This is a genomic window from Marinobacter sediminicola (genome assembly GCF_031157525.1).
In the GTDB taxonomy this organism is placed as follows: Bacteria; Pseudomonadota; Gammaproteobacteria; order Pseudomonadales; family Oleiphilaceae; genus Marinobacter; species Marinobacter sediminicola.
In genome coordinates, this window is the sequence record NZ_JAVIXR010000016.1 from 1 (window position 1) to 19,934 (window position 19,934).

Consider the following 19,934-nt stretch of genomic DNA (forward strand, 5'->3'; position numbering starts at 1 on the left):
TCCGGAAACTGTGCGTAGCCATGGATGGCGAAGCCAAGCGTACACGGACGTATTCACAGCGTGTTTCCGGAGTCTCAGCGCCCCACTTGGCCGTCTAAAGAACTCAAACCTTAAACGCCTCAACAAGCCTCTGCAAAGACGCCGTCAAATCAGACATCTCCTGGGAAGAAGCCAGAGTTTCTTCAGCGTTCGCAGCAGTCGATTCACCCAGTTCGCCAATGTGAGCAACGCTGGAGTTCACGTCTTTGGACACCGCCGACTGCTCTTCAGCTGCCTGGGCAATCTGGTGGCTCATGTCCACAATCACCGAAATACCCTTGGCAATTCTGCTCAGCGCCTCAGTAACCTCTCCCGACTTCTCAACGGTTGTCTGAGTAACATCACGGCTATTGGTCATGGCCGCTACGGCATCTTTTACGCCACTTTGAAGCCGTGAAATCATGCCTTCAATTTCTTCAGTGGACTTATGCGTGCGCTGGGACAGAGAGCGAACCTCATCTGCAACCACCGCAAACCCACGCCCTTGCTCGCCGGCACGTGCTGCCTCGATGGCAGCGTTCAAGGCCAACAGGTTGGTCTGCTCAGCAATGGCTTTGATTTCCACCAAAACCTGACTGATGTTATTGCTGTCCTCGCTTACCCGGTTGATCACGTCCACCGCACTGGAAATCTCCGTTGCCAGGCGATTGATGGTTTCAACGGTATCGGAAACAACGCCGCGGCCGGTTTCCGTATCTTGCTCTGCAGCGGTGGCGCTGTCAGCAACCCGGTGGGCGCTTTCAGTGACTTCACTCACCGCCTCTACCATCTGGCTCATGGCTTCATTGATCTGACCGCTCTCGGCCATCTGCCGGGCTACCGCTTCACTGTTGGCGGCCGCTGTATCCTTCACGCGCGCAGCCTGCTGATCGACCTCGTGCGTTGTCTGGCCAACAGAGCGAATCAGTTCAGCTATGCGATCCGTCATATTGTTGAACTCACCGGTCAACTCGCCAAGTTCATCGCGATTATCCAGGGAAATCCGGGTCGTCATATCACCAGCAGCAACCTTGCGAGCCGCTTCGCTGAAGCGGTTTATCGCAGTACGGACAGAAATAAAGAAGCCGACATAGAGGTACACAACAAACAGCAGCACAACAATCAGTGCCACTACAATGAGACGGCGCTGACTCACCTCCTGCTCCAGCCTGGCTCCCAAGTTGGCGGCCACCACATCAAACGCAGCATCTTTCAGCTCAACATAACCTTCCAACTCTGCAGAAATCCGGGAATCGTATTCCGCCCAGGCCATCTCCAGCCGCATTGGCGCAATGACATTCACCTCAAGCAATTCACGGGCGTTCAAAAGACTCTTATCAACGCGATTCAATGCTGTTCCCGCCAAAGCCGCAAGGGTTGGAGACGCATCTGCCGCGAGGGTCAAGGCTGGCGAAAGCAAGGAACTACGGTTAGTCAAAGCATCGTAGATTTCATTCAGGTTTTCGCTAAGGGCGTAACCTAACTGGCCATCAACAAGCGCGAACAAACCATAGGAGCGCGCCCGACCCAGTTCGCTGCGTGCATCGGGAAGGGTTTCACGGATAAGGCCGAGAATAAGCAGGTTTTCCCTTGAGGCACCCTGGCCCAACCCCGACGTCTCTATAGTCGCAGGAATCAAGGCCAACGCTTTCTGAACAAACTCCTGAAAATATTTGAACTGAGGGTCGAAGTTGGTCTGATAGTTATCATCCCCACGAACGCTCTGCCACTCTGCTTTGAGCGCCTCCACTTGCTCAGCCCAGGCTCCAGACGTATCAAAGGAACGTGGCTCTGCAGTCAGGGCATCAAGAATGGAATTTATTTCGCTGGCAGTTTGGTCGGAGAGAGCCTTTAGACTGCCTTCATCCTTGGCGACTCCGGGTGCACGGTAGTCCCGATAATCAATAGCTGCGTCTACAAGTCGGTCAATCTGGCGAAGCTGTTCAAGACCCTCAACGCCCCGTGTTGTGGTTGCAACTGAGCGGTTGAGTTCCGTCATGACAAGCCAGGACAACCCACCAATCGGTAAGAGGAACAAGATACTGATAAGGCTGAACTTATACAGCATCGGCAGCCGGTTCATCAGTGCTACTGCGGGATTAATGAGTTGCTTCACATCGACCCTCTCTTTGAGACGCAAACAAATGAATGCATGTTCTGTTTTTATTATCGCCCAAATTCGAAAAAACTTGAGTAACTATTTATTACCAAACTAAGGTTCAAACAACCCCTGCAATCACCAGTAACGCAAGCGCACAAATCCACACCAGCATGCTCCGGCTGAGCAAGTCTCTTACCGCACTCAAACTGCGACCGCCAAAACTGGACCATTCGTCCGCATGAATCCGGGAAAAGCGGGCTGGATCAAGTGCATACCCGGTTAACGACCCATTCGCGGAAATCATGAGGATCTCTGACGTCATTTTCGTAATACCCGCCATCGCAGCTCTGGATTCACTCAACCAGCCCGACAAGTCACCGGCAATCCCAAAGGTTATTGAAAGCAACCTCACCGGTATCCAGTTAAACCATTCACATACTTTCATGTACCGCGGTCTCGCCGCTGCCTGTGGCCACTGTTCTGACAGAGCCACAAGCCCACGTACAAAAATGGCCAAGCCAATGCCGCCCACTACATACCAGAAAGCCACAAGGAAGAACCGCTGAAATACGGCCAGCATCAACGCTTTGCACAAAGCAAGGTGCATGATCTCAGGTGATACCGCAGCGCCACGCTCGTTGGCAGGCAGGCGCTCCTGTATAAGATGCCATGCAGCTTGCATGTCACCCTTACGCCAAGCTTCCGCGTAGGGCTCAAGCGCTTGCCGCCAGCCCGGCGAGCCCATCATCAGCACAAGCACTAGAGTTTCCAGCGGATAGGCAGCAAGCCGCCAACCATGTAGCTCAAAAGCATAAATGCTCAAAGCCGCCAGCAGCGCAGGTACAGTGATCAGAACAAGACCAGTCACAAGCCCTGATTCACGACCCGCTTTAACAACAGCACCTTGGCGAAACCAACGCCGCCATAGCTCGTCCCCGGAAATCGCATTCAGGCTATCAAGCCGTCTCCGAACCAGATACGCAATGAGAAATACCACCAGAATCATCTAAACCGCTCCTTCAGGTGGCTGTTCGGCACTGCTCTTTCCAGCTTGAGCTGCCTGCAGAGACGTCCGAAAGTGTTGCCAATCAAATGCCGGCCCAGGGTCCGTTTTGCGACCAGGCGCAATATCACTGTGGCCAGTAATGCGGTTGCGGGTGATATCCGGCCAGGCAGAACAGATAACTACCGAGAGCTCTGCCAGCGCACGATATTGCTCGAGCGTGTAAGGAACATCGTCTGCACCTTCAAGCTCAACTCCAATAGAGAAGTCGTTGCACTCTTCCACACCCTGAAAACTGGATCGGCCCGCATGCCAAGCCCTTTCCAGCAGGCTGACAAACTGAACCAGACTGCCATCCCTGCGAATCAGTACGTGGGCCGACACGCGCATCTGCGCAATGGTTGCGAAGTAAGGATGCAACTCCGGATTCAGGCTATTGGTGAAGAAGTCTTCAATGTAGGGACCACCAAACTCGCCGGGCGGCAAGCTGATACTGTGCACCACCAGAAGGTTTATGGTCGCGCTTTCCGGGCGAGGGCCGTAATTCGGCGAAGGACACCAGCGAGCGCCTTCAAGGCGCCCCGTTTGGCGAAGCGCCTCTATGTTTTCGCCGTAATTGGCCCTACTAACATGATCGGAGGCTGAATGGGGCAAGATGAATCCATTATTATCAGAGCATTACACTGTGATCTGATTGAATCACAAAGTAACACCTGTTACCACGGATCAATCTTTGCGAGTGTTGCGCAGATTGTCGATGATGGATTCCAGTGCTCTGTCGAAGATAAGCCCATCGTCAAGCATGCATACCGAGCCAGCGGCCATTGCGGCTGCCAACTCCTGGCGATGATACTCCGCCACTTTGGCACCGCTGCGGTTAACGAAAATGTACTTGCCGGTGGCTCTGATAACGGCAGCCAGCTTGCAACGAAGCCTGGTTTCCTCGCGGGTAAGCTCAACCCAGGCGCCAACGCGAAGGCCGTCTGCCCTGATCAGCCACCGTTCCGGAATATCTTCCTCAACCGACTCAGAGGACACTTCGACTAGTGACTCCACCACTTCAGGTTGCTGCTGTATATTCGCCTCAGCTTTCGTTCCGGTGTCCGGCGGTGTAGCCTCGGTCTCTGGCACTACAAACGTTTCAATCAGTGGTTCTTCATCTTCCACCGCCGGTACTGGCCGCGAAGGGGCCGTTGCCAAACGCTGAAACACGTCCACGTGCGCCAGTTCGAGATCTCTTACCACGGTATCTGTTGCAAACGGATCCCAGGAAATTTCCTGAAGCGCCCTGCGGAAATCATCCACAATAGCTGGGATTGCGCGAAGCAAGTCGCTTCGGGTGGAGCTCTCTACAGGCTGAGGATCCACACTCCAAACAAGGTGGCCAGTCAGCTCTTTTGCGTCTGCCCAGCGCTCACTGTCTTCCCCCTCCCGCAACACCACCCACTGCAGGTACTTTGTCCATGCTTCTGTGAGCATTTCGAGCACAGGCTCAGGAATATCCCTGCCAGCCGTATGCTGCTGAATCAGTGTTTCAGCAACCTTCGACGCCTGCTCCTGCCGCGCCCGACCTTCCTCCGCATCGCGCAAACGTTGCTCAACCAGTTCCCGACGGCGGCGATCAAGGTCCGTGAAGTGGCAAAAATCCTTCAAGAGCTCATCAAAAAGTGACACATTGTTGGTGAATTCACTCAACACCCGGTCCACCACCGTTTCGATCTTTTCGTGCAGCGGATCGCGCTGGCCTGCCCGCTTCTCACTCCAACCAATGGCAGATAGCGCCAGTTCGTTCAATAATTTTCGTACCGGGTGCCCACCACGGTTAAAAAAGTTTTTGTCGCTCAGGGCAACCTTGAGAACGGGTATCTGCAAGCGCCCTATGAGCGCCTTCATAACCGGGTGCAATTGCCGATCTTCCAGAATAAAGTCAAACAACATGGAGACCAGGTTTATGACATCATTGTCTACCTGCCCAATGTTCGCTTTCTCGCCACTAGCCGCCCTGAGAACAGGCTGAAGCCGCTGATCGAGAGAAGCTACATCACCGCCTTCCCACTGCGCGAACGATGTCTGTGCCTCGCTGAGACGAGCCAACAACCCATCAGTATCCAGGTAGGCCTCATCAGCCTTGTCCGGCTCTAACATGGTCTGGGATGCACCTCTTTGATGCAGGAGCGCGCTCAATTCGGAAAACGTTGCATAGGAAGCACCGCCCTGGATCTGGTCATGACTGTAATACTGGCCACCATCGACCTCACCCGACCCTTCACTCGCGCCTTGCTGCCTTGAGCTTGGCGGCACCGGGGCGGAGGTCGCAGACCTGGCACCGGCGGAACGGGCTGGTGGACGCTTTACATCCGGAAGAACACCTTCTGAAACCAGCGTGCGGTTGGCTTCCTGATAGAAATCACCGAGCGTATCCGCCAGCAAACGGTCAAACAGTTTAAGAACAACAAGTTTTGCACGTATATCGATATCCAGATCAGCACAAGCTTCTGCGATACCGCCACAGATCACCTCGGGACTGAGAGGCATCTGACTGCCGGAGAGATCCACCCCCTTCACCAGATGGTTCACCCGCAAAGACAAAAGCTGGATAGGGGCCTGATATTGATTTCGCAGCTTATTGATCAGGTTATCAATCGCTACCTGCTGCTCCAGGTCTGAATGCTCCAGCAGACTCAGGGAATCGCGATCAACTTCATCAAGCGCACCTGCGGCCTGTCGGGGCCGGAACTTGCCAATATCGTTAAAAGCCTGGCTAACGTACTGCAGCATTGAAACGACCATGGCTTTGCGGCGCAGCCGCAATTCGCGCATAGCATCAAAATAGACTGTCTGATCCATGTTGGAGCCGGCGCGATCCGCAAGCTCGAACAAGGAGTCGTCAGCACGCTCGAAAAAACGTTCGAGCACACCTTTCAAAGACTGGCCAGACGAATCACGCAGACGAACAAGGGCCGGCGGCAGATCAAACCGTGAAAACGATTTCTGCCCGGAAAAATTGACAACCTTGTTTTCCTGCTTCATTGATTACCCCTCAGCCAAGGTGCGTGAAACGCCTGAGCATCGCTAAGAAACTACTCGGATTACATATCATACGAGTTAGTTGCGTCACCTTGTGTCAGAAATTGTCACCTTTTGTGTAGAGCGGACCCAGATCACAATCTTGGCAGAATTTGGCGAAACCGCTAGCGGTCTATAGAATCGTGCTCCTTAACTCGTTCAGAACACTTTGGCCCCAGACACAAGCGGATGTATGACCATGAATTTCACCGAACGCCTACGCCAGTCACGAATTGAATCCGTCGCAGCGAGCCTGCGAGAAGATATCGGCGATGGCGATATTACAGCTCAACTTATCCCACTGGAGAAGCAGGCTACAGGTCATGTTATTACCCGGGAGCGGGCCCACATCGCAGGGCGCGAATGGGTGAATGAAGTGTTCCGTCAGGTGGACAGCTCGGTCACTCTGGAGTGGCTAATCAAGGATGGTGAACCCGCCTCGCCCAACCAGGTTCTGTTCCGAATGAAGGGCACTGCCCGGAGCCTTTTAACTGCTGAGAGGGCCGCATTGAACTGGCTGCAAACGCTTTCAGGGGTTGCAACAAACTGTGCAGGCTACGCTGAGCGTGTGGCGCATACCGGTGTTCGCCTTCTGGATACCCGGAAGACACTGCCCGGGTTGCGACTTGCCCAGAAATACGCGGTAACCTGCGGCGGCTGCCACAATCACCGCTTGGGGCTTTGGGATGCATTTCTGATCAAAGAAAACCACATTTCCGCCTGCGGTTCCATTGCTGCCGCCATTGAGGCAGCCCACAGAATCGCCCCAGGCAAACCCGTAGAAGTGGAAACTGAGAATCTGACCGAGTTGGAGCAGGCACTCAACGCGGGCGCTGACATCATCATGTTGGATGAGTTTTCCATGGAAGATCTGCGCACAGCCGTCGCCATGACCGGAGGGCGGGCAAAACTGGAAGCTTCGGGAGGCATCAATACAGACACATTGGTTCCTATTGCAGAGACCGGTGTCGACTATATTTCCATTGGCGCGCTGACCAAAGACGTCAAAGCAACTGACCTATCCATGCGCCTGGACTGAACCGGGCAGCTCAGCATGCAAGCACAGTGATCAGCTACCTGAGAGTAGCTGATCAACTGCTTCAAGCTCCTGTATCACCCCCTGCCCTGATTCAGGAAGGCCACGAAAGTACTCTTCTGCCATGGGCGCAATGCCAGACACCCTGGGCAGAGGGTGGCCGTTTTCAACTATGAACTTCATGCGCTCAAGAAATACAAATTGAATCCACTGGGTAAATGCCAGTGTGTCGATGCAGAAGGGCTCAGTGCTGTCGAATGCCTCTGCTGGCGGGCGTTCAGCCGCCCACATGTCAAGTTTGCGCAGCTCTATTTCAATTCCAAGAAGGCAATCTGCCACCTGCCCTGTCACGTCACCGGTGCCGGCCATAACCCCTCCTCAATCCGCCAAAGGTTCCAGCTCTACGGTCTCGCCACTCAATACGCGATACAGATCTTCAAACTGCTTTGTGAGGGCGTGCTTTGGAGCCATGTGAATAAGCGGCTGCCGACACTGGTGAGACTCTTTCATTTTTACAGACGCTGACAAGCGTACGGGCAGCACTGGCAATCCTTCTTCGATCAGCTCTTTTACCAGCTTCTTGGGCAGGCTGGCCCTGGGCTGGAACTGGTTGGCGACAATACCTTCCACCACCAGCTCTTCGTTATGATCTTCCTGCAGATCTCTAATTTCATTGAGAATGTTGTATAGCGCCTGACGAGAAAAATCATCACAATCGAATGGAATCAGGCAGCGCTGAGCCGCGATAAGTGCCGAACGGGTGTAGAAGTTCAGAGCCGGTGCCGTGTCGATGTAGATTTCGTCGAAGGACTCACCCAGCTTTTTGAGGGCTTCCCGCAGCTTGTAAATCTTATGCTTCGCTTCCAGCTTGCGCTCAAGAAAATCCAACTCCGGGCTGGAGGGCAACACATAAAGGTTTCGGAACGGCGACGCATGAACAAATTCCTCCGGACGCCGGTTGAATACCTTGAAGGCCACCGTTTGTTCCAGCATGTCTGCAACCGTATCTTTGAGCTCGCTCGCAGGTTTGCCTAAGAGATAATGCGTTGAGTTACCTTGGGGGTCCAGATCAACAACCAGCGTGCGCTTGCCTCGTGCCGCGCTGATCGCTGCCAGGTTGCAGGTAATACTGGATTTTCCGACTCCACCTTTTTGGTTGAATACTACCCGTCTCATGTCATTTCTCCATCTGGCGCTTTACTCAGCGTCTTATCGTTTGATTGCTGCTTTTGTGTTTGGTTATGCCTGAGCCTTTGACTCACCACTGCATGACCGTTTTCACGAACGGAATAGTGAGACGTCGCTGTGCTTGCAGGGAATTTTCATCGAGGGTATCAAGAATGCTCAATAATTCTCCGAGACGCCGTGGAGCACGGCGCATAATAAAGCCTGCAACGTCGTCCGTCATTGTTAGCCCGCGCTGTTCGGCACGGGCCATGAGTATTCTTAACCGGTCATCATCACGGTAAATCCCAAGCTGCACCGTAACACCGTGATGCAACCGAGAGACCAGATCTGGCAATACAAAGGGCAAGGAGGCAGGGACCTCAGAGAGACTGACAACGAGCATACGCCCACCGTCGTGCAGGCGGTTATAAAGGTGAAAAACCGCCTCTTCCCAGTCTGCTTTACCGGCTATCCGGTCCAGATCATCAAGCGCGACAACATCCATGGTGTCCAGCCCCGCAAGCGCTTCTGGCCCGAAAGGCTCCAGTTCGGCAATACTGATACACACGGCTGTTTTTCCATCGGCCTCTCCGTGATGGCAGGCTGCCTGTAACAGGTGGCTTTTACCGGTATCAGAATCGCCGCACACCACCACCACCGGCAGTCCTTCAGGCTGACTGAACACCGATGCCAGCCGCTGCGCAGCTTCCCGGTTGCGATCCCCGTGAAAATTATCGAAACGTGCATCGTCCCGAAGCCGGACACCAAGAACCAGTTGCGATGCGCTCACGACTGACTGGCCCTCCACGCCCGTGCACCCCAGACAACTACGTAATGGCTTCCACTAAACACAGTAGAAGCTGCAACCAGCCAGATTCCGACATCCATCCACACGGGCTGTACCGGCAAACCCGCCATAACAATGATCACGCCCAAAATTACCAGAACCTGAACCAGGGTATTCAACTTTCCGGGCATACTGGGTTCCATTTCAAAGCGGCCGATTCGGTAATGATAAACCAGTGCACCACCAACAATCAGAAGATCCCGCCCGAGTATCAGTGCGAACAACCACAACGGCAGTACAGATGTGTATGTCAACATCAGATAGGCTGTGATTAATAGAGCCTTGTCTGCCAAAGGGTCGGCCACAGCACCAAAACGCGAACGCCAGTTGAAATGCCGTGCAAGGAAACCATCAAGACCATCTGTCAACGACGCGACAGCAAAGATAAGCAAAGCAAGGCGGTACTCATGCACCAGTAACGCCCTGGCAAAAGGAGCAATCAGCAATATACGCACAAACGTCAAAGCATTGGGAATCCAGCGCCAGGCGTATGTGTTCACTGAGTTGCCTCCGGTTGCGGCTTACTGCCCGCCATCATTCACAATAACCGGCACGGGCTGCCAGCGGTAATAGAGAACCTGATAGAGCGATTCGAATGCCTGTTCCGCCTCCTCTTCATCTACAGGAGATGGCTGGTAGGTATACATGGATTGCTCAGCAGAACCCGCTTCTGTGCCTGATTTTATTTCTGGAGCCGCCTCTGGGCTGTTCTGCCCGGCTTGCGACTGAGCTGGCTTTGCGGGGGTTTCAGGTGGCGTCAAACGAGACTGCCGCATATCCTGAGGTTCACCCTCAACAGGCACGAACCTTGAATCCAGAGCAATGTATTCCCTGAGTTGATCGAGTTCACCGGAAAATGCCACCCTGAGTGTTAATTGCTCACCCTTGACTCGCGAAGCCCCTGCACTTACTACTGGTGTTAGCCCCTCAAGAACCTGAGTAGCCTTGCCATAGTCCGTAACTGAGGTAACACCCCGCAGTACAATATCAACCTGTGGCAAGTCTCCAACCTCACCGGCTGCAACAGCGTAACGACTGGCGTACAATTCTGCCCAACGATTCACCAGCGCCTCCGCCAAAGCTTCCCGCGTATCGGCACTGACCGACTCTTCACTGCTGTTGAGCTTTGCACCTTCAAACACCCAGCCTGCACGCCACTGACTGCCAGAGCGGCTAACACGAACCAAGGCAAGCACATCATGCTCAACGCCCTCTGAGGCGCTGCGCACGCGGCTGGTGAATTGCCCCCAGATGTCCGACAACAATTCCCTGTTATCGCTGAACTCGGCCGGCGGAATTGTCACCGGAAGCCCCCGTTCCTGAGCCGCTCGGGCAAACGCGGAAGACCAGATTCCGGAGTCTCCGCTATTTGCCATATCTCCACCGGAGCCCGTCACTAGCCTGCGAACACCGCGATCCTCAACAGCGACCCACGCCAGAGTCAAAGGCCGGTTTGCACCCCATACAGGGGCATCAATCGACGCCAGCGCACGGTTTACGCCCACCGCACCAAAGGCCATATTCAGCCGGCTATCACCATTTGCGCCACGGAGCACCTGGTAGGACAGTAGCAAGGACTCCGCATCCGCCATCAATGCTTTGGCACCATCCAGCGCAAGCACATCGCGGGTACCCGAAATCCGTACAAAAACCCGAGCCAATCCATCTGCATAGCCCTGAGCTAGGGCATCCGGGCCGGAGCCGGCCACAGGAACCTCTACTGTATAAAGCCCTGATACTGTAACGGCCGTTGCTGGGGTAGATATTGCCAGCAGAAAGGCACAAAAAATGGCAAGCCAAAGGGCTGGTAAGGGCTTTAAAGCCCGGATCTTGTTTGGTACTGGCATGAAACACCCTGCTGTTCGCATGAATGGCGCATAGGATACACCATGGCCCGGAGCCTGAGTAGCCGACCCGGGTTGCTGAAATGCAATCTCGCCCACCCCGGACCACACAGTTACTCGTCAAATCTGCACTCGCTCGCAGCAATTGCACTTGGACCCCCACACTGCACCTGTTAAAATCCGCGGCCTGACCCACTTGCCTAATTGGTTAAGATTCCCATGAGCGAACAGAAGCCTTCCCTGACCTACCGCGATGCGGGCGTTGATATTGACGCCGGTAATGAACTTGTCAGCCGTATCAAGGAAACCGCCGCACGTACCCGGCGCCCCGAGGTTCTGGGAGGACTTGGCGGGTTTGGTGCCATGGTCGCTATCCCTCCAGGGTACAAAGAACCCATCATGGTGTCCGGCACCGATGGCGTGGGCACAAAGCTCAGACTGGCCATGCAACTCGAAAAGCATGACAGCATTGGTATTGATCTGGTCGCCATGTGCGTGAACGATCTTATCGTAGGTGGCGCAGAGCCCTTGTTTTTCCTGGACTACTACGCCACTGGAAAACTGAACATAGACATAGCCGCGAAGGTAGTGGCTGGTATTGGCGAAGGCTGCGAACAATCTGGTTGCGCGTTGGTAGGTGGCGAAACCGCTGAGATGCCGGGCATGTATGAAGGCGACGACTACGACCTGGCCGGCTTCTGCGTTGGCGTAGCAGAGCGCAGCGAAATTATAGATGGCAGTAATGTGCGCGAAGGCGACGTGCTGCTGGCACTGGCATCCTCAGGCCCCCACTCCAATGGTTACTCACTGATTCGCAAGATCCTTGAGGTTAGCAACGCCGACCTTAAGCAGCCTATTGGCGATACCACTCTGGAAAATGCACTGATGGAGCCCACACGGATCTACGTCAAAAACGTGCTGAAACTCATTCAGCAGGTGGACGTAAACGCTCTCTCCCACATCACGGGTGGTGGTTTACCAGAAAACATTCCCAGAGTTCTGCCCAAAGGTATGATTGCTGCTATCGATACCACAAGTTGGGAGCTACCTCCCGTATTCCAATGGCTTAAAGAGGCGGGTGGTGTTGCCATTGAAGAAATGTACCGCACCTTTAACTGCGGCATTGGTATGATCGTTTGTATTCCACATAACCAGAAAGAGCTGGCTCTGGATACCCTGAAGGCGCTCGGAGAGACTGCCTGGCAGGTGGGCGCTATTGAGCGCGCTGAGAACCCTGAAGAAGACGCGGTAGTGCGCTATGCACCGGGGCTGCTGTCAGAATGAACGCAGACCAACCTACTCTGCCCAAAATCCTCGTATTGGCTTCCGGCAGCGGAACCAATTTCCAGGCCTTGGTAGACGCAAGCCGGGAACGGGATTTCCCGGGCCAGGTCATCGCTTTGGGCTGCAACCAGCCCAAAGCGTTTGCCCTTGAACGCGCCGCCCAAGCCAACATTGAAACCTTTGTCGTTGATCATAAAGGATTTGGTTCTCGAGACGAGTTCGACGCTGCTCTAATCGCTCACATTCTGCGCTACAGCCCGGATGTCATCGTACTTGCAGGCTTTATGCGCATCCTCACCCCGAGCTTTGTACAGGCATTTCGCGGCAAACTGCTGAACATTCACCCATCGCTTTTGCCAAAGTACACCGGCCTGAACACGCACCAAAGAGCGCTGGATGCTGGTGACAATACTCACGGTGTCTCAATTCACTTCGTAACCGAAGAACTGGATGGCGGTCCGGTGATTGCGCAAGCAGAGGTCTCTGTGATGCCAGATGACACAAGTGAATCGCTTGCCGAAAAAGTGCAGCTTAAAGAGCACCTGTTGTACCCGATCGTGGTGCGCTGGTTCTGCGAAGGCCGAATACAACTGGGCAGCGACTACGTGCTGTTCGATGGCCAGGTTATGGAAAAACCCATGCATCTCTCCGACAGTTGAGGCGCACCTTAACAGACTGTCACCACGCGATGCCCACCGACCCGCTAAACTTTCAGCATACTTGAAGGATTCGAGGTCAACGACATGTTTCCAGCTCTAGTTATTGCACCCTCCCTGAAAACAGGCCGAAACATCGCAGCCAGCTTCCTGTGCGCGCTCGCACTGCTGCTAAGTAACGCTGCACAGGCGGAGCCAGCCCCGGATTTATTTCCTTTTGAGGTCAGTTATGGCGCATCCATGGAAAAGGGCGTCTCCCTGAATGGCAGCGCCAAACGCATCCTCACCTCCCAGGGCAATGATGTCTGGCTGTACCGCACAGAGGTAAAGTCTTTTATTGCCGATCTGGACGAGTCTCTGATACTTAAATGGGAGGATGGCAAGGTTGTTCCCCTCAGATATCGATATCGCCTGTCTGGCTTCCTTATTAAAGACAGAACGCAATCTATCGATTTCGATTGGAAGGCCGGGGTAGCCACGGGAGATTACAGGGGCAAATCATTCAACGTAGAGCTGCAGGAAGGTCTTCTCGATCCTCTTGGCTTTCAGGTGCAACTGCACCAGGATGTTCTGAACGGAAAGCGCGAGATGGAGTATCAGGTTCTGGATCGCGGTAAAATTGACAGTGAGCGGTTTGCCGTTGTGAACGACAACGCAAGCAGTTCAGATGGCGCCCAATCATCACTGCTCAAAGCCGAGAAGGTTCGTGAAAACTCCAAACGCGAAACCTTAATGTGGTTTGATCCGGCCAGCCAGTTCGTACTGGTGCGTCTGCTTCAGGTTGAACCAGACGGCAGCAAGTACGAACTCAAACTAAAAAATGTGGACTTGGGAGGTTAAACCTCCCGGCCCACCTCAGCCCAAACAGCCTTAACCTCATCAGCGATAATCCGCAACCCTTGCGCTACCCGCTCGTCGTCCTGGGAATAGGTCACACGCAAGCATTCATCACGGTGTTTCCAGCCATCCTCCGGCAATCCCGGGAAGAAGTAATGCCCTGAAACCACCAGAACGCCCCGGGCTTTTAGCCGCTGGTATAACTCAAGACTGGTGATGGGCAAATCCGGGAACCACAGCCACAGGAACATGGCGCCCTCAGGTTTGTGCACATACCAGCGACAACTGTCTTCGCCCATGGCCTCACGAAACGCGGCTACCGCCCGCTCCATCTTTCGCTTATAAAACGGACAAACGACATCCCGGCTCAATGAGAGAATTTCGCCGGAACGCACCAGCGGCTCGGCCAGCATGGCACCAAAGCTACCCGTTGCCAGGTTCATGATTGCGTTGATTCCAGACAGCGCTTTGATAACGGGCGCTGAAGCAATCACAATCCCGGTGCGGGCAGCCGGCAAACCAAGCTTGGACAAACTCAGACAAAGGATAATCTGTTCGTTCCAGGTGGGCTTGGCATCTACAAACAACAGGCTTGGAAAAGGTGTGCCGTAGGCCCCATCCACAATCAGCGGTATGTTGTGCTGACGCGCCATCTCCTCTAACCGGGCCAACTCTTCGTCGGTCACCACGTTGCCGGTCGGGTTGGTTGGTCGGGATACACAAATGGCACCCGTCTCTCCCGTTACTTCTACCGCATCAAAGTCCACACGGTATTTGAATTCGTGAGCATCGGTGAACGAAATATCGGGCTGCACCGCGTGAAATAACCCCGGCTCAATACCAGCATCAGCATAACCTATGTACTCAGGCGCCAGTGGCAGGAGTATATGCTTTCGCTGACCTTCGCCGTAATCGCCACCAAACATGTTAAACAACATGAAGAAAGCGGCTTGGCTGCCATTGGTCAGGGCGATGTTTTCCGGCTTCAGATCCCAGCCATACTCACGGCTTAGCAGGTCTGCCAGTGAGGCAATAAACTGCTTTTCTCCCTGGGGGGGATCGTATATTCCCACCAACCGGCGAACGTCGCTTTCGCTCTTGCTCATGTCCGCCAAAATTTCCTGCACTCGCGCCTGAATTTCAGGGATGTGCCCCGGATTCCCACCCCCCATCATGATCATGTCGTCGCCAGACGCCATGGCGTTACCCAGATCATCCATCAGCGAGGTGATGCCTGCGTCGGCGGTGAACTTACGGCCAAAAGTGGAGAGTTTCATGGGTTTGCATCCATAGGGTCGGTACTGAACATTTAGCGGGAGTGGCGAAAACCTGTTCCAAGACTGGGAAGGATTCAGTCTCCTGGCGAGATACCAAGATTACTGACGCCGTCGTTGGCAGCAGTTTCCCGAACTTCGGTAATAAATTGCTCTACTGGGGTGCGCTGGCGTTTCAGCTCAAGCACGAGGTTGCGCTGAAAGGCTTTATCTTCTTTCATCAGGGGGTGTGAGTCGAGCAGGCGGACCAGCTCATATTCTTCCAGCCCGTCACCTTCAGACAGCTCAATGAAACTCATTACCGTACTCGTTGCCAATTGCGAGGCTTCTGTCGCACGGTGTTTTGAGGGATTCAGTCGATTCAGCAACGCTTGCTCTAGCAGCTGACAGAAATCAAACGCCGGGTATACACCATAAGCGTCATAAGCCCCCACATCCGGAGACAAGGCTTCGAGCTTTACCAGCAGTTGCGGTATGGCGGATTCGGCTACATCTTCCTGTAGTGTGCCCCAGGCGAGATCGAGTATCTGGTGCATTTTTCCGCCAGTTTTCAAGTCAACCGCTTCGGCAAAGAGCGCGTAGTTCGGAAACGAGCGCTCGGCAAGTGCCAGCAGGAAGGCGCATTCACGCCACCCCTGCAATTGGGCTACTGCTTTAAGAAACTGGTTGGCGTTCATGTTTTTGGCAGTGTTACGCCAGTCTGGCCAAAGTACTTTCCGCCCCGATCTTTGTAGCTGGTCTCGCAAATCTCGTCAGATTCAAAGAAGAGCATCTGGGCCACACCTTCGTTGGCGTAGATTTTCGCCGGGAGGTTGGTGGTGTTGGAAAACTCCAGGGTTACGTGCCCTTCCCACTCCGGTTCCAGCGGTGTGACGTTTACGATGATGCCGCAACGCGCGTAGGTGGATTTACCCAGGCAGATGGTGAGTACGCTGCGGGGAATACGAAAATATTCGACGGTGCGCGCAAGGGCAAAGGAGTTCGGCGGGATGATGCAAACGTCGCCGGTGAAGTCTACGAAGCTTTTTTCGTCGAAGTTTTTGGGGTCGACGGTAACTGAGTGCACGTTGGTGAAGATTTTAAATTCGTTGCTGCAACGTACGTCGTAGCCGTAGCTTGAGGTGCCGTAGGAGATAACCCTGCCTTGCTCACCGTCACGAACCTGGCCGCTTTCGAAGGGCTCGATCATGCGGTGCTGTTCAGCCATTCGGCGAATCCACTTGTCAGCTTTGATGCTCATGGCGAAATCTCGTTTCTACTTGGGAAAATTGGGGCGTAGTTTACCTGTTCGGTTGGGTTCTGTCGAAGCCCTTAATTACCGGGATTTGGTGGTTACAGGGGTGAACTGCCCGGCGACTGCGATCACAGGTACAACCGTCCAAAAACCGCTACGAGCACATCCATGTGCGCTTGTCTTCGGCCGTCCTTGGCCTTCGACATTTTTGGACGGTTGTACCTGTGATCGCGAGCATGCCTTGGTGAAATCCGCTGCATTAAGCGTCGACGCTTAATGCGATTTTACGGACACACTTGAGATAGCGCCGCTGAGGTTTCGCTCCCTTGTGGAAAGCTCAGCCCCAACCCGGCGGGCAATGTCGCGGTAACGGAGCGCTACTTCCGACTCAGGTACGGCAACTACCGTGGGCTTGCCGCCGTCGGTTTGTTCGCGAATGGTCATGTGCAAGGGCAGTTGGCCCAGCAGAGTCGTTTCGTATTCATCGGCAATGCGCTCACCACCGCCGTCGCCAAAGAGGTGTTCTTCGTGGCCGCAGTTGCTGCAAATATGCACGCTCATGTTTTCCACAACGCCCAGTACCGGAATTTCAACTTTGCGGAACATTTCTATGCCGCGTTTACCGTCAAGCAAGGCTATGTCCTGAGGGGTGGTGACGATCACTGCACCGGTAACCGGGACTTTCTGAGCCAGGGTGAGCTGGATGTCGCCGGTGCCTGGGGGCATGTCGACGATGAGGTAGTCGAGTTCATCCCACAGGGTTTGTTGCAAGAGCTGCATGACAGCACCGCTGACCATAGGGCCGCGCCATACCATGGGGGTTTTGTCGGTGGTTACGAAGGCCATGGACATGCACTGGAGGCCGTGGGCTTGCATGGGAACGAAGTACTTTTCTTCTCGTACATCCGGGCGTTTGCCTTCGGGGACCCCCAGCATCATGCCCATGCTCGGGCCATAGATATCAGCGTCGAGCACGCCTACGCGAGCACCTTCGGCATGGAGGGCGAGGGCCAGGTTGACAGCTGTGGTGGATTTGCCAACACCGCCTTTACCGGAGGCAACTGCAATGATGTTTTTGACGCCAGGAACGGATGGCAGGTCTTTCTGGACTTTATAGGAATGAATCTTCTGAGCCACATGCACTTCAGCGGACTCAACCCCCTCAACGTTTTCCAACGCGTTGGCAACCAGCTGTTTCAAGCCGCCTGCGATGCCTTTAGACGGATATGACAACTCTACCATCACCGTAACCTTGCCCGTTTCATCAACTACCAGTGACTTTACGGCACCCAACTCGTAAAGATCCTTTTCCAGGTAGGGATCTCGGTATTCACGAACGGCCGCTTGCAGGGCCTGCTCTGAAATCTGTGTCATCTGGCTCTCCGTAAATAAGTTCATGCGGGTTTTCGGCATGAAAACAGGTGTTTCGGGTGAAAATTATCTGTTCAAAAGGTATCATCTGTGCCCGTTTCTGACCATACAACCCTTACTCTGATGAAAGGTTCGGACACACCATGACGCAAGCGAGTTCAAAGCAACAGCGCGATATTCTGGTTACCAGCGCACTGCCCTACGCCAATGGCCCCATTCACCTGGGTCATCTGCTGGAATACATTCAGACCGATATCTGGGTGCGTTATCAGAACATGCGAGGCCATACTTGCTACTACGTTTGCGCCGATGATGCTCACGGCACCGCCATTATGCTTCGTGCCGAGCGGGAAGGCATCACTCCCGAGCAGCTGATTGACCGCATCCGTGAGGAACATCAACAGGATTTCGCCGGGTTTCACATCCGCTTTGATAACTACTACACCACCCATTCGGAGGAGAACCGGTACTTCTCTGAGTACATCTACCGCCAGTTGCAACAGAACGGAAAGATCGCGACTCGCAACATCACTCAGTTCTTCGACCCAGAGAAGAACATGTTTCTTGCGGATCGATTCATCAAGGGCACATGCCCCAAGTGTAAAACTGACGATCAGTATGGCGATAACTGCGAAGCTTGCGGCGCAACCTACACACCTGCTGAATTGATCAACCCACGCTCTGCAGTGTCCGGCGCTACACCAATTGAGAAGGATTCCGAGCATTACTTCTTCAAGTTGCCGGAATTCACCGAGTTCCTGACTCAGTGGACCCGCAGTGGCGCGCTGCAACCTCAGGTTGCCAACAAGCTTGCTGAATGGCTTGATGCAGGCCTGCAAGAATGGGACATCAGCCGTGATGCACCCTACTTTGGCTTTGAAATCCCCGATGCCCCCGGCAAGTTTTTCTATGTTTGGCTGGATGCGCCTATTGGCTATCTCGCAAGCTTCAAAAACTTCTGCAACCGGGAAGACGTGGATTTCGAACACTTCTGGAAGGTGGATTCCACTGCCGAGGTTTATCACTTTATCGGCAAGGATATTATCAACTTCCACGCCCTCTTCTGGCCGGCAATGCTACACGATGCGGGCTTCCGCACACCTACGGCGGTGTGGGCGCACGGCTTTGTGACGGTTAACGGCAAGAAGATGTCCAAATCCCGGGGCACGTTCATTATGGCCCGCACTTATCTGGACCACCTGAACCCGGAATATCTGCGCTATTACTTTGCAGCCAAGCTGACCGGTGGCGTGGACGATATGGATTTGAATCTGGAAGACTTTGCCGCCCGAGTTAATTCGGATCTGGTAGGCAAGGTCGTCAACATTGCCAGCCGCAGCGCGGGCTTCATTACAAAGCGCTTTGATGGAAAGCTTGGCGAAGTGACCGAACACGACAAGCTGAAGAGCTTTATCGAGGCAGGCGCTGAGCTGGAAGCCTTCTATGAGGCTCGGGAGTTTGGCCGTGCTATGCGCCGCATCATGGAGCTGGCAGACATTGCCAACCAGTACGTTAACGATGAGCAGCCTTGGGTCGTAGCCAAGCAGGAAGGTCAGGACGAAAAACTGCAGGCCATCTGCACCAACGCCCTGAATATGTTCCACCTGTTAATGACTTATCTCGCCCCTGTGCTACCAGAGACGGCCAAGGCTTCGGAAGACTTCCTCAACGCGAAGCTGGACTGGAACAATCGCAGCGAGCGGCTGGAAAACCACAGCATCAACAAGTTCAGCCCTCTGATGAGCCGGGTAGACATGGCACAGATCGAAAAGATGCTGGATGCGTCGAAAGAAGAGATGCCTGCAGCCATCGGCAAACCAGCTCAGGCAGACAAGCAGGACACCAGCGAAGCTATTGCTGATGAAATCGAGTTTGATGATTTCGCCAAGGTAGACCTGCGGGTGGTTAAAATAGTCAAAGCCGAGCATGTAGAAGGAGCAGACAAGCTACTTCGCCTGACGCTTGACCTGGGGCAAGGCGAGCGCAACGTGTTTGCTGGTATCAAGTCTGCTTACAAGCCTGGGGATCTGGAGGGTCGCCTGACCGTAATGGTTGCCAACCTGAAACCCCGGAAAATGAAGTTTGGCATGTCCGAAGGCATGGTTCTGGCGGCAGGCCCGGGCGGCAAGGATATTTTTATCCTGTCTCCTGATTCGGGTGCCACGCCCGGCATGCGTGTAATGTAAGAAAAGGTCG

At 54.1% G+C, this 19,934-nt stretch carries 18 protein-coding genes; 5 read left to right on the plus strand and 13 right to left on the minus strand.

Going from position 1 to position 19,934, the window contains the following annotated elements; genetic code table 11:
• Nucleotides 1–103: 103 nt before the first annotated feature.
• From RG807_RS16330 to RG807_RS16345, 4 genes are all read right to left on the minus strand, one after another.
• On the minus strand, nt 104–2,134 hold the full coding sequence (locus RG807_RS16330; protein ID WP_309045828.1) for a methyl-accepting chemotaxis protein: 2,031 nt from the start codon (nt 2,132–2,134) through the stop codon (nt 104–106).
• Between the two features lie 103 nt (nt 2,135–2,237).
• Nucleotides 2,238–3,125 carry a regulatory signaling modulator protein AmpE gene (gene ampE, locus RG807_RS16335; protein ID WP_309045829.1) on the minus strand — a complete coding sequence of 296 codons (888 nt, stop codon included), beginning with the start codon at nt 3,123–3,125 and terminating at the stop codon, nt 2,238–2,240.
• On the minus strand, nt 3,126–3,776 hold the full coding sequence (ampD, locus tag RG807_RS16340; RefSeq protein WP_309045830.1) for a 1,6-anhydro-N-acetylmuramyl-L-alanine amidase AmpD: 651 nt from the start codon (nt 3,774–3,776) through the stop codon (nt 3,126–3,128).
• A gap of 72 nt (nt 3,777–3,848) precedes the next feature.
• Nucleotides 3,849–6,152, minus strand: coding sequence for a DUF1631 domain-containing protein (locus RG807_RS16345; RefSeq protein WP_309045831.1), 2,304 nt, complete (start codon nt 6,150–6,152; stop codon nt 3,849–3,851).
• Between the two features lie 235 nt (nt 6,153–6,387).
• On the opposite strand from RG807_RS16345, the gene nadC reads away from it, so the two are divergent.
• Complete coding sequence (nadC, locus tag RG807_RS16350) at nt 6,388–7,227, plus strand: carboxylating nicotinate-nucleotide diphosphorylase (protein ID WP_309045832.1); 840 nt, start codon at nt 6,388–6,390, stop codon at nt 7,225–7,227.
• A gap of 30 nt (nt 7,228–7,257) precedes the next feature.
• On the opposite strand, the gene RG807_RS16355 is transcribed toward nadC, so the two are convergent.
• The 5 genes from RG807_RS16355 to RG807_RS16375 all read right to left on the minus strand — a co-directional run bounded on the left by RG807_RS16355 (nt 7,258) and on the right by RG807_RS16375 (nt 11,085).
• Complete coding sequence (locus tag RG807_RS16355) at nt 7,258–7,593, minus strand: YqcC family protein (protein ID WP_309045833.1); 336 nt, start codon at nt 7,591–7,593, stop codon at nt 7,258–7,260.
• Between the two features lie 9 nt (nt 7,594–7,602).
• Nucleotides 7,603–8,400: a ParA family protein gene (locus RG807_RS16360; protein WP_309045834.1), complete on the minus strand. Its 798-nt coding sequence runs from the start codon at nt 8,398–8,400 to the stop codon at nt 7,603–7,605.
• Nucleotides 8,401–8,482: 82 nt separating this feature from the next.
• Entirely contained in the window at nt 8,483–9,181 is a 699-nt protein-coding gene (hda, locus tag RG807_RS16365; protein ID WP_309045835.1) for a DnaA regulatory inactivator Hda, read from the minus strand.
• A complete protein-coding gene (locus tag RG807_RS16370) occupies nt 9,178–9,738 on the minus strand; it encodes a CDP-alcohol phosphatidyltransferase family protein (RefSeq protein WP_309045836.1) in 561 nt (186 codons plus the stop codon). The genes hda and RG807_RS16370 overlap by 4 nt, the downstream gene beginning before the upstream one ends.
• A 21-nt stretch (nt 9,739–9,759) precedes the next feature.
• Nucleotides 9,760–11,085 (minus strand): DUF2066 domain-containing protein, encoded by a 1,326-nt coding sequence (locus RG807_RS16375; protein WP_309045837.1) that lies wholly within the window; start codon nt 11,083–11,085, stop codon nt 9,760–9,762.
• A gap of 216 nt (nt 11,086–11,301) precedes the next feature.
• Here RG807_RS16375 and purM point away from each other — a divergent pair, with 216 nt between their 5' ends.
• The 3 genes from purM (at nt 11,302) to RG807_RS16390 (ending at nt 13,862) form a co-directional block, all read left to right on the plus strand.
• Entirely contained in the window at nt 11,302–12,366 is a 1,065-nt protein-coding gene (purM, locus tag RG807_RS16380; RefSeq protein WP_309045838.1) for a phosphoribosylformylglycinamidine cyclo-ligase, read from the plus strand.
• Nucleotides 12,363–13,025 carry a phosphoribosylglycinamide formyltransferase gene (gene purN / locus RG807_RS16385; protein WP_309045839.1) on the plus strand — a complete coding sequence of 221 codons (663 nt, stop codon included), beginning with the start codon at nt 12,363–12,365 and terminating at the stop codon, nt 13,023–13,025. Before purM ends, purN begins: the two co-directional genes overlap by 4 nt.
• 84 nt (nt 13,026–13,109) lie before the next feature.
• Nucleotides 13,110–13,862, plus strand: coding sequence for a DUF3108 domain-containing protein (locus RG807_RS16390; protein ID WP_309045840.1), 753 nt, complete (start codon nt 13,110–13,112; stop codon nt 13,860–13,862).
• On the opposite strand, the gene RG807_RS16395 is transcribed toward RG807_RS16390, so the two are convergent.
• From RG807_RS16395 to apbC, 4 genes are all read right to left on the minus strand, one after another.
• Nucleotides 13,859–15,136 carry a valine--pyruvate transaminase gene (locus RG807_RS16395; RefSeq protein ID WP_309045841.1) on the minus strand — a complete coding sequence of 426 codons (1,278 nt, stop codon included), beginning with the start codon at nt 15,134–15,136 and terminating at the stop codon, nt 13,859–13,861. The genes RG807_RS16390 and RG807_RS16395 overlap by 4 nt on opposite strands.
• Nucleotides 15,137–15,210: 74 nt before the next feature.
• Complete coding sequence (locus RG807_RS16400; protein WP_298446780.1) at nt 15,211–15,810, minus strand: YjaG family protein; 600 nt, start codon at nt 15,808–15,810, stop codon at nt 15,211–15,213.
• The gene (gene dcd, locus RG807_RS16405; protein ID WP_200204240.1) at nt 15,807–16,373 is read right to left on the minus strand and encodes a dCTP deaminase; all 567 of its coding nucleotides are present in this window, start codon (nt 16,371–16,373) and stop codon (nt 15,807–15,809) included. Before dcd ends, RG807_RS16400 begins: the two co-directional genes overlap by 4 nt.
• Before the next feature lie 267 nt (nt 16,374–16,640).
• Nucleotides 16,641–17,741 carry an iron-sulfur cluster carrier protein ApbC gene (apbC, locus tag RG807_RS16410; RefSeq protein WP_435404686.1) on the minus strand — a complete coding sequence of 367 codons (1,101 nt, stop codon included), beginning with the start codon at nt 17,739–17,741 and terminating at the stop codon, nt 16,641–16,643.
• Between the two features lie 140 nt (nt 17,742–17,881).
• Between apbC and metG the strand changes: the two genes are divergently transcribed.
• Complete coding sequence (gene metG, locus RG807_RS16415; protein WP_309045843.1) at nt 17,882–19,924, plus strand: methionine--tRNA ligase; 2,043 nt, start codon at nt 17,882–17,884, stop codon at nt 19,922–19,924.
• Nucleotides 19,925–19,934 lie beyond the last annotated feature (10 nt).

Bases quoted from the DNA above. Each gene is read 5' to 3' on its own strand.
- ampE (WP_309045829.1), bottom strand. From the start codon at position 3,125: ATGATTCTGGTGGTATTTCTCATTGCGTATCTGGTTCGGAGACGGCTT.
- RG807_RS16345 (WP_309045831.1), bottom strand. From the start codon at position 6,152: ATGAAGCAGGAAAACAAGGTTGTCAATTTTTCCGGGCAGAAATCGTTT.
- nadC (WP_309045832.1), top strand. From the start codon at position 6,388: ATGAATTTCACCGAACGCCTACGCCAGTCACGAATTGAATCCGTCGCA.
- RG807_RS16355 (WP_309045833.1), bottom strand. From the start codon at position 7,593: ATGGCCGGCACCGGTGACGTGACAGGGCAGGTGGCAGATTGCCTTCTT.
- RG807_RS16360 (WP_309045834.1), bottom strand. From the start codon at position 8,400: ATGAGACGGGTAGTATTCAACCAAAAAGGTGGAGTCGGAAAATCCAGT.
- RG807_RS16375 (WP_309045837.1), bottom strand. From the start codon at position 11,085: ATGCCAGTACCAAACAAGATCCGGGCTTTAAAGCCCTTACCAGCCCTT.
- purM (WP_309045838.1), top strand. From the start codon at position 11,302: ATGAGCGAACAGAAGCCTTCCCTGACCTACCGCGATGCGGGCGTTGAT.
- purN (WP_309045839.1), top strand. From the start codon at position 12,363: ATGAACGCAGACCAACCTACTCTGCCCAAAATCCTCGTATTGGCTTCC.
- RG807_RS16390 (WP_309045840.1), top strand. From the start codon at position 13,110: ATGTTTCCAGCTCTAGTTATTGCACCCTCCCTGAAAACAGGCCGAAAC.
- RG807_RS16395 (WP_309045841.1), bottom strand. From the start codon at position 15,136: ATGAAACTCTCCACTTTTGGCCGTAAGTTCACCGCCGACGCAGGCATC.
- RG807_RS16400 (WP_298446780.1), bottom strand. From the start codon at position 15,810: ATGAACGCCAACCAGTTTCTTAAAGCAGTAGCCCAATTGCAGGGGTGG.
- dcd (WP_200204240.1), bottom strand. From the start codon at position 16,373: ATGAGCATCAAAGCTGACAAGTGGATTCGCCGAATGGCTGAACAGCAC.
- apbC (WP_435404686.1), bottom strand. From the start codon at position 17,741: ATGACACAGATTTCAGAGCAGGCCCTGCAAGCGGCCGTTCGTGAATAC.
- metG (WP_309045843.1), top strand. From the start codon at position 17,882: ATGACGCAAGCGAGTTCAAAGCAACAGCGCGATATTCTGGTTACCAGC.